The following is an 8,008-nucleotide window of genomic DNA, read 5'->3' on the forward strand; positions in this document are numbered from 1 at the left end:
AGGATCCACACCGCCAGCGGAATGTTGAACAGGCAATGGGCCAACGCGATTCCAAAGACCGAATTCACAATCCCCAAGGACGAAAATAGCCGAAAAGACCTCACACCCAAATCGAGCAGAGACACTCCGGCTATGGTGAGCTTCGAGCGAATTGGGACCGCCCAAAGCGGCCTCAAGGCAGATTTCGGGGAACGGCAGCTAGGTCCCGCGCAGCAGACCTCGGAGCGATCTTCAGCGAACGGCGGCAAAGAGCCCCGAAGAGACCGGCGATAAGTTTTCCCTATAAGCGCGCAGTGTCCCTCTTCATAAGCCGGTCGCTTTGCCACCATTCCAAAGCACCCAGAAAGCCATCAGTGGAACATCGCCGGATCGCATTGTGTGCACCACACCTGGCGCGTTGTGGAATGTGCCGCCAATACCTGGCTCTATCCACGGCGTAGACGCATTGCTAAAAGCACCGTTGCTCATGACGAGATAGGTCTCTTCTGGTGGATGGGTGTGGTCGGGATATCTTATATTGGGTGCGAGCAGTGAGACCCCAATCGAAACATCTGACCTCTCCTCAAGTCCCTCTGGCCCTATGATCACTGCATTGGCGTGACCATACTGAAACCCTTCGCTGGCGCCTACTATAGGACCCCCGCGATGGCGCCATATGAGCGAAGGTTCCAGTGCCATGAAAGACAGCGAGATAGCCACCAGGTCAGGACTTGATAAATCTGATGGGTTGCAGGCTTTAGACAGATGTCGACAGACTGGTAGCTGCATGCCCTCGCGCGACACGACGACGCCAACTTCCCGAAGAGCTGAGAAGGTTTTGCTCAACATCTTCCGCGCTGGCTGGCCAAGCACCGATACCGAAAGCGCTTTTTGCATGGTATCTAAGAAATCTTGCAATTCTGACGGACGTCTTTGCAAAGGCAGGCCCCTTTAAACATTCAATTGCCTGATCGCGCCGATGGTCGGTACGTTCTGCGGCACGGATGGAATGAGTGCTCCGCTCAACAAATCACTTTCATCTCGCAGCGAGCTGCCAGACCTGTGATCGGGACCTGCCAGCATGCAAACCGAAGAGCCAAGATCTACTGACAAAAGCGTCGCTATCCGACAACTGCCATGCATTCGATTTCCACCTTCATCCTTGGATCCACAAGCGCCGAAACTTCCACAAGCGTTGATGCTGGCAAATGCTCTCCAAAGTAGGCGACACGGGCTGGGTTGATCAAAGCGCGGTCAGAAATATCTGTTAGAAAGATCTGCACCTTGGTTACTGTATCCGGTCGGCCCCCGGCTGCTCGCAGGCACACATCCATGGCGTGAAGTGCAATGTCGAACTGCGCTGCTGTCTGCTCAGGGATGTGCCCGTCCGCCGTCATCCCGACTATGCCGGAAACCCAGATCAATTCTCCCGCCCGTACGGAATGACAATAGTGACTTACGGGCGCCATCTGCCCTTCGATTAAGTGACGTTCAATATCCATGTGTCCTCCTTGCGATATAAGCGGTGCAGTTTGATTGGCCCAGATCAACCGCTAGTGGATGAATTTACATCGATCCATCTGAACCGTGCTGTCAGGCGTTCGTGGGGCAGTGTCGGATAAACCGGACCTCATCTTTCTGCCGCGGTTCGGAGCCTTTAAGTTCGGGTATAATTTATCTATTTTCTTCATGATCATCAGGCACGCGACGCGAAAGCATCTAATGCTCCTCGCTCAGATGCTAACAGATGAGTTTGATCTGACAATGCTTCTCCGGCCACCACGCGCTCTGCATGTGGACACTCTTCATAGAAACATGACTTTTAATCAGTTAGTCGTAGGTTCGATCCCTACCGGCACAGTCAAAAACCTGCATAGTATGAACTACTTACAGAGAGTTCGACTCGGCAAATTTTTTGCTTTTTTCTGGACAGGTCACTGGATTGTTCACTGAATTTGCCGGACTGTATTCGTCAGATTAAAAGCCGCTTCAACTCTGCCCCCGGGACCAGAAGTCGCACTCAGCTCATGCGTCAGGCCCGTATCACGGCACAGCATCTCCAAGAGACTTGATCGGGGCACAAAACACCGACAAATTACATCAAGAGGCATTCTAGTTGAGGACTGTCAGTTCACACAAGTGAAAGGAGACCAATTATGCCCCCAGAAAAGTGAACATCGTTGCTGCTGCCGACCGTCAGATTTCAGCGGAGTTCGATCCTCATATTGTAGGCGATGTGAACCAGTCTCAAGTCAAAGTCGCAAAGTTTGGCGAGGCATTCGATTGGCATTCACATGCCAATGAAGACGAAGGATTTTTTGTTCTTCGTGGCCGCATTGCAATCGATTTCCGGGACGGGACCGTTGAGCTGGACGAAGGTGACTTTATTGTCGTGCCACGCACTGTAGAACACCGTCCACGTTCACTCACTGAAAAGCCAACGGTTATGCTGTTTGAGCCTTCAACCATTCTAAATACGGGTGATGCGGTGAGCGATTTCACGGTTAAGAACTTGAAGCGACTTCAGCCTGAATAGCTTGAAAAGTGTAGACTGATTTTAAGCGATATGATCCAGCCTGTCATTCCTCACTTGGAAAATTCCAACTTACTATGGGAAGGTTGATAAAACGTAATGCTAAAGGTCGAAAATGCTGGATCAAGGGCAAATACGAACGGACGCGAGTTCGGAGACTGAAACCTACGAACTTGTCGTTGTGGGTGCGGGTATCGCTGGGTTGAACGCCTTAAGCGCGGCATCCGAATATCTTCCGAAAGGTGCCCGGGTTTTGTTGGTGGATCAGAAGGACGCGCCGGGGGGGATGTGGAACACGGCTTATGACTATGTTCGCCTACACCAGCCACATCCGATGTTCACAGTTGGCGATATGGAATGGAACTGGCGCAAGCCGCGCAATTATCTGGCGGCGCGTGACGAGGTGCAAAACCATCTGTCCAGCTCGCTCACTCCGATAGGCGCGAAGGTCGCCTTGGAAACCGAATTCATGCAGACCGTCGCGCGCTGTGTCGAAATTGAAACCGGTCAGGGGCCAATGGCGGAGATTGCCTTTCACCCAAACGGAGAGCCTGGAACTTCTAAAACCGTTCTCACTAAGCGTGCCATCCATGCGTCGGGATTGAACTATGCGCTCGCCCAGCCACTTGCGTTTTCAAGCAAGAGTGTTGTTTCGATTATTCCGCAGGATTTGCGTATGACCTTGAACATGCATCCTGGTGCAGCCGTTGTTGTTGTCGGAGGCGGCAAAACGGGTATGGACTCCGTTCTTGCCACGCTTGCAGCCGATCCCTCTCGCCGGATTTCGCTGATCCAAGGGCGTGGTACTAATTTTCTCAACCGAACGAAGTATCTCCCAACGGGGATGAAGCGATGGACATCCGGCGAGTTGGTCTCACGGCTTTTCCGAGACCTAGCCTTGAATTTCGACGGCGACAATGAGGACAACACACTTGCACATGTCCGCAAAAATCACTCGACCGATGCGGGCACGGACAACGGGGTCTTTCTATACGGGCTTCAGTCCGAAGAAGAACTCGCAAAAATCATGGCAGGTCTGACCGAGACCTTTGCGGACTATCTCGTAGACGTAGCCGACACGCCCGAGGGCCCGCAAATGACGATGCGCAGCGGAGCCAACTCAGTTGTTCCCGAAGGTAGTATCTTCGTGAATTGCACTGGTAGCTTCTTCCGTGATGAGGCAGTTCAAGACCCAATGCCGATCCTGAGCCCGAACAATTGTGTACTCGGCATCAACCCGCGCGATGGTTTCCACTTCCTGACAAGTGTTGTCGGTTTTTTCGCGACACACCTGTTGTACCGTGACCAGCTATGCGGTCGGGGCTTCTACACACTCGACCACGAAGCGCTGTTTCGCAAGAACCGCAACGCTTGGGTCGGCGCTTCTGCGGCGCAAGCCTATATGAACCAGGTTATCGCGGTGCAGACACTGCCATTCATGCTTCTGGATCGTTGCGGGTTGGATCTGGACCGTTGGTACCCGTTACCCCGTCGCATGGCAGGCCTAATGCGTATGAAGGCCAGTGCAACCAGGGACATCGCCCATTGTCGACGCACCTTAGACAGGGTGGCCGGTCGTTTTGGAGTTCATGCGGGGCCGCTTGGGTAAGGCCCGCGGCCTTTGCAGCCATCTAAGAAATTTGTAGCATCGGTTGCTATGGCTCGAAGCTACCATGCCCGACCAAGCTGGTAGTGTCTGACAGAGCCCTCCATCCATAACATTGCCGTGGGGTGACACTGGTTCGTTTCTTGCAGTTGAACTCTAGCTTTTCGACGGTAAGTAACTTCTGCGCTCTACATCGGGAAATGTATCACCACTACGCACGTAGCTTGTATTTTGAGCGAGCGCGCCCGGTGTGTAGTCCCAAGCCTGACGGCGGCCCTGCTGAAGGGCTTTGTTGACGACTGTGCGTGCGGTTTGGTTCGCACGTTTCTCTGCTGCCAGTGAATCTAGATCCCATATTTCTTCCGCCTTTGATGTGAGATTTGCCAATTCATCTGCAGCTATTGGATCCGACGCGAGATCGTTCAATTCCAAAGGATCACTGCCGAGATTGTGCAGCATCGGTGGATAGGCGCGCGAAAGCACAAGTTTCAGATCACCATCACGCAGCATCACCCTCGGTGCGTCGGTGCCCCCGTCAAGGTGTTCTGCCAGTACAGGGATGTGGTTGGAACGCCCGTGCAAAAGTGGTGCAAGGCTTTGGCCATCGAGCGGTGTACAAACAGTGCCCGACGGCGCGCCTGAGAGATCTACGAGAGTCGGCAGTAGATCAAGAAGGGAGACCGGCGTAGAAATCCGGCGTTGCGCAATCCCAGGACCGCTAATGATAAGTGGCACGCGTATGGCCGGCTCAAAGAGTGTTTTTTTGAACCACATACCTCGCTCACCCATCATGTCGCCATGATCGGAGGCAAAGATCACCACTGTGTTCTCGATAAAACCAGACTCCAACAAAGCGTCCATTAGGCGGCCGAACATTGCATCTATATGTGAGATCATCCCGTAATATCCGCGTCGGGCACGGGCGGTCGCGCTCGGATCAATATCGGTCTTATCTTGACCATAGTGGCTATGGAGCATCCGCGAATGAGGGTCCCGTTGGTCCAATGGGATCGCGGGCACGCGCGGCGGGTCAATCGGGGTATTTTCATAAAGGTCCCAAAAGAACGGGGTAGTAATGTACGGGTCATGCGGTTGAGTAAGCGAAACTGTGAGCAAAAAGGGCCGGGAGTCGGCGCTGCGGGCACGGGCGTAAACCTCGCGCACAGCGTGGTGCATTACGTCCTCGTCGTAGTCGATCTGCATTGTGCGCGCCATCGGCCCTGCATCAAGAACGCTTTCTACAGAAGAAACTCCGGCGCCGAACCGGTCAGACGCGTCGCGTTCCTGCGGGGCTGGCGTCCAAGAGAAATCTGAAGGATAGATCTCGGTTGTGAGCCTTTCTTCAAACCCGTGAAACTGATCGGGACCCACGAAGTGCATCTTGCCAGAAATGCAGGTGTAATAGCCGCGCCCGCGCAAGTAATGGGCGAAAGTTGGCACTGCCGCAGGAAACTCGGCTCCATTGTCCCACGCCCCAATGCGTGAAGCCAGACGACCTGACATCATAGCAAATCGAGATGGCGCACACAGTGGGTACGGGCAATAGGCCTGCTCGAAAACCGCGCTGCGCGCAGCCAGCCGATCAAGATTTGAGGATTTGCAAACTTCACCGCCATAGCTGGATAACACCGAGGCTGTCAGTTGGTCGGTCATGAACAATACAATGTTAGGCATACTGGTGGTTTCTATCATCGACGGGTTCTCCTGATTTCAAGCGCCTTGTCGACAGAGTGTCGACCGTAAGCTAGCCTCGGAATTGGGAATCAGCAACTTTGCTCAGGAGGGTGTGACCAGCATTGCGAGTGTAAAGACCAAAGCCGCACCGTTCCGTATGGGGACGCGGCCTCAGAATTGCATGCAAGTATTGCTGGTGTGCGATAAGCTTCAAGGCGAGACCCGCGCTCTAGAACTGAAGTTGGATAAACGAGGTTTCATTTTCTGCACAGTGACGAAGACACCAACCCATATCTTTAGTCAGAAGACCATCATGTTCGGGTCGCCGCTTTAGGTGAACGCAACGCGCATCCGGCAGAGCGTCTTGCCAGAATGAATGCCGAAGTGTTTTGCAGCTGCCCGCTTGCACACGTTGAGGCCCTCTAAACAAGAAAGGCAGTAATAAATCAGGAAAAGGTTGAGTTTCTCGCGCAGCCTGGGGTTGTGCACCAAAAAAGACGCCGCCTGGATAGCGGAGTCCTCCAAACCAAAAGAAGAGGTTATCATGATCAGATCCACAACAAAAACTCTTACCGCCGCCGCCATCGCGGCGTGCCTTGCCCTTCCGGCATCGGCCGCCGACCCCGGACCGACGATCACCCAAATTCAAGAGCGTGGCAGTCTTCTGTGTACCAGCCACAATGGCAGCTACCTTGGTTTTGCCGAAGTTGATGATCAGGGAAAATGGTCAGGCTTTGACATCGAGATGTGCAAGGCGCTCGCCACTGCAATTTTGGGTGATCCCGAAGCACTTCAGCTCATTCCAGTTAGCTGGGCTCAGCGCTTCCCCGCCCTGCAGTCGGGCGATATCGACGTCATCATCAAGGTGACAGGCTGGACGATGAGCCGCGACACCGACCTCGGCCTCCAATATTCGCGCCCCTATTTCATCGGCCCGACCAACATCCTCGTGCGCAGCGATCTTGGCGCAACATCGCCGGAAGACCTTGAAGGCGGCGTGTTCTGCATCAACGCAGGAACATCTATCGAACGTATCGTGGCCGACTACATGGGCGCGCGCGGAATTTCCTATGAGGCGCTCAACTTCGAAAAAGCCGAAGAGCTACGCGCTGCGCTCTATGCGGGGCGCTGCGATGCGCTGGCCGGTTTCGGTCCGTTTCTTGCAGCAACTCGGTTCAACGCCCCGGATCCCGAGGGCTTCACAATTCTCGACGCAGTTCTTGCGCTTGAACCTGAAGGCATCGCAGCCCGAGAAGGCGACGACGGTTTCATCGATGTGATCAACTGGATGATGTCCGCTCTGTTGATGGCAGAAGAAAACGGGATCACACAAGCCAATGTTGACGAAATTCGCGCCAACCCACCGTCTGCGTCGGTCGAACGTCTTCTGGGCGCAAGTCCGGGCGTCGGGGAACGGTTAGGCCTCAGCGATGACTGGGCCTACACCATGATTAAAGCCGTCGGGAATTACGGTGAAATCTACGACCGTACTGTCGGCGAAAACTCCGTCTATAAACTGCCACGGGGCAAGAACCATCTCTGGTCGAACGGCGGTCTTCTTTATTCGCTGGTCCTCGACTGATCCATTGCGGGGCTAGGCTCATTGCCCGGCCCCGCATTTTTGATAGGACCTTCATGCTTCGAGTTCTTCGCAACCGCCGGACGCGCGGCTATGTGATCCAGGCTGCCGTTCTGGCCGCGTCGCTACTTTTGACGCTAAGCTTCGTGCTCACTGCGCGCGACAATCTTGTGTCACAGGGAATTGCGACCGGATTTGGTTTCCTCGATCGCTCCACTGGTTGGCCTATTAACTTTTCGATCATCGAGGCAACCGACCGCTCACCCTATTCGCGCATGCTTCTGGCAGGATTTCTGAACACAATCCTCGTCGGACTTGCTGGACTTGCGTGCGCGACATGTGTCGGCCTTGCAGTTGGCCTCATGCGCGTTTCGTCCAATCTCATTCTAAACGTTCTCGGCACGGTTTTTGTCGAAACCTTCCGAAACGTCCCGCTGATCCTCCAAGTCATCTTCTGGTACGCGATCCTGACCCATATGCCCTCGCCACGCGCAGCCATCGATCTTGCCGGGCTCGGCTTTCTGTCCAACCGCGGCCTGATGCTTGCGGCGCCAGCTTGGTCAGCTCTGGATTTGGCAATTATCGCGCTCTCAATCATAGCCGCGCTTTTTGCCGCACACCGTTTTGGTGGCACCCG

The 8,008-nt window shown here is 54.2% G+C and carries 8 protein-coding genes and 1 pseudogene; 4 read left to right on the forward strand and 5 right to left on the reverse strand.

Going from position 1 to position 8,008, the window contains the following annotated elements:
• The 3 genes and pseudogenes from AC221Y_RS16650 to AC221Y_RS16660 all read right to left on the reverse strand — a co-directional run.
• Positions 1-95: pseudogene (locus AC221Y_RS16650) on the reverse strand (carbohydrate ABC transporter permease); the annotation flags it as partial.
• Between the two features lie 208 nt (positions 96-303).
• Positions 304-876 (reverse strand): dimethylsulfonioproprionate lyase family protein, encoded by a 573-nt coding sequence (locus tag AC221Y_RS16655; RefSeq protein WP_366141755.1) that lies wholly within the window; start codon positions 874-876, stop codon positions 304-306.
• A 224-nt stretch (positions 877-1,100) separates the two neighbouring features.
• Complete coding sequence (locus tag AC221Y_RS16660) at positions 1,101-1,481, reverse strand: RidA family protein (protein WP_299757128.1); 381 nt, start codon at positions 1,479-1,481, stop codon at positions 1,101-1,103.
• A gap of 668 nt (positions 1,482-2,149) precedes the next feature.
• Between AC221Y_RS16660 and AC221Y_RS16665 the strand changes: the two genes are divergently transcribed.
• A complete protein-coding gene (locus AC221Y_RS16665) occupies positions 2,150-2,515 on the forward strand; it encodes a cupin domain-containing protein (protein ID WP_486707795.1) in 366 nt (121 codons plus the stop codon).
• Positions 2,516-2,627: 112 nt separating this feature from the next.
• Entirely contained in the window at positions 2,628-4,121 is a 1,494-nt protein-coding gene (locus AC221Y_RS16670; RefSeq protein WP_299757132.1) for an FAD-dependent oxidoreductase, read from the forward strand.
• Between the two features lie 153 nt (positions 4,122-4,274).
• Here the strand turns inward: AC221Y_RS16670 and betC are convergent, their stop codons facing one another.
• Together betC and AC221Y_RS16680 are read right to left on the reverse strand one after the other, a co-directional pair.
• The gene (gene betC, locus AC221Y_RS16675; RefSeq protein ID WP_486707796.1) at positions 4,275-5,810 is read right to left on the reverse strand and encodes a choline-sulfatase; all 1,536 of its coding nucleotides are present in this window, start codon (positions 5,808-5,810) and stop codon (positions 4,275-4,277) included.
• Positions 5,811-6,122: 312 nt separating this feature from the next.
• Entirely contained in the window at positions 6,123-6,350 is a 228-nt protein-coding gene (locus AC221Y_RS16680; RefSeq protein ID WP_299757136.1) for a hypothetical protein, read from the reverse strand.
• On the opposite strand from AC221Y_RS16680, the gene AC221Y_RS16685 reads away from it, so the two are divergent.
• Positions 6,337-7,374: a transporter substrate-binding domain-containing protein gene (locus AC221Y_RS16685; RefSeq protein WP_299757139.1), complete on the forward strand. Its 1,038-nt coding sequence runs from the start codon at positions 6,337-6,339 to the stop codon at positions 7,372-7,374. The two genes, AC221Y_RS16680 and AC221Y_RS16685, sit on opposite strands and share 14 nt — an antisense overlap.
• Before the next feature lie 53 nt (positions 7,375-7,427).
• Positions 7,428-8,008, forward strand: a 581-nt coding sequence (locus tag AC221Y_RS16690; protein ID WP_486707797.1) for an ABC transporter permease subunit, incomplete at its 3' end; no start/stop codon positions are given.

Source organism: Boseongicola sp. (assembly GCF_057460485.1).

Excerpts from the sequence above, each read along its gene's own strand:
- AC221Y_RS16655 (WP_366141755.1), bottom strand. The coding sequence starts at position 876 with ATGCAAAAAGCGCTTTCGGTATCGGTGCTTGGCCAGCCAGCGCGGAAG.
- AC221Y_RS16660 (WP_299757128.1), bottom strand. The coding sequence starts at position 1,481 with ATGGATATTGAACGTCACTTAATCGAAGGGCAGATGGCGCCCGTAAGT.
- AC221Y_RS16670 (WP_299757132.1), top strand. The coding sequence starts at position 2,628 with ATGCTGGATCAAGGGCAAATACGAACGGACGCGAGTTCGGAGACTGAA.
- betC (WP_486707796.1), bottom strand. The coding sequence starts at position 5,810 with ATGATAGAAACCACCAGTATGCCTAACATTGTATTGTTCATGACCGAC.
- AC221Y_RS16685 (WP_299757139.1), top strand. The coding sequence starts at position 6,337 with ATGATCAGATCCACAACAAAAACTCTTACCGCCGCCGCCATCGCGGCG.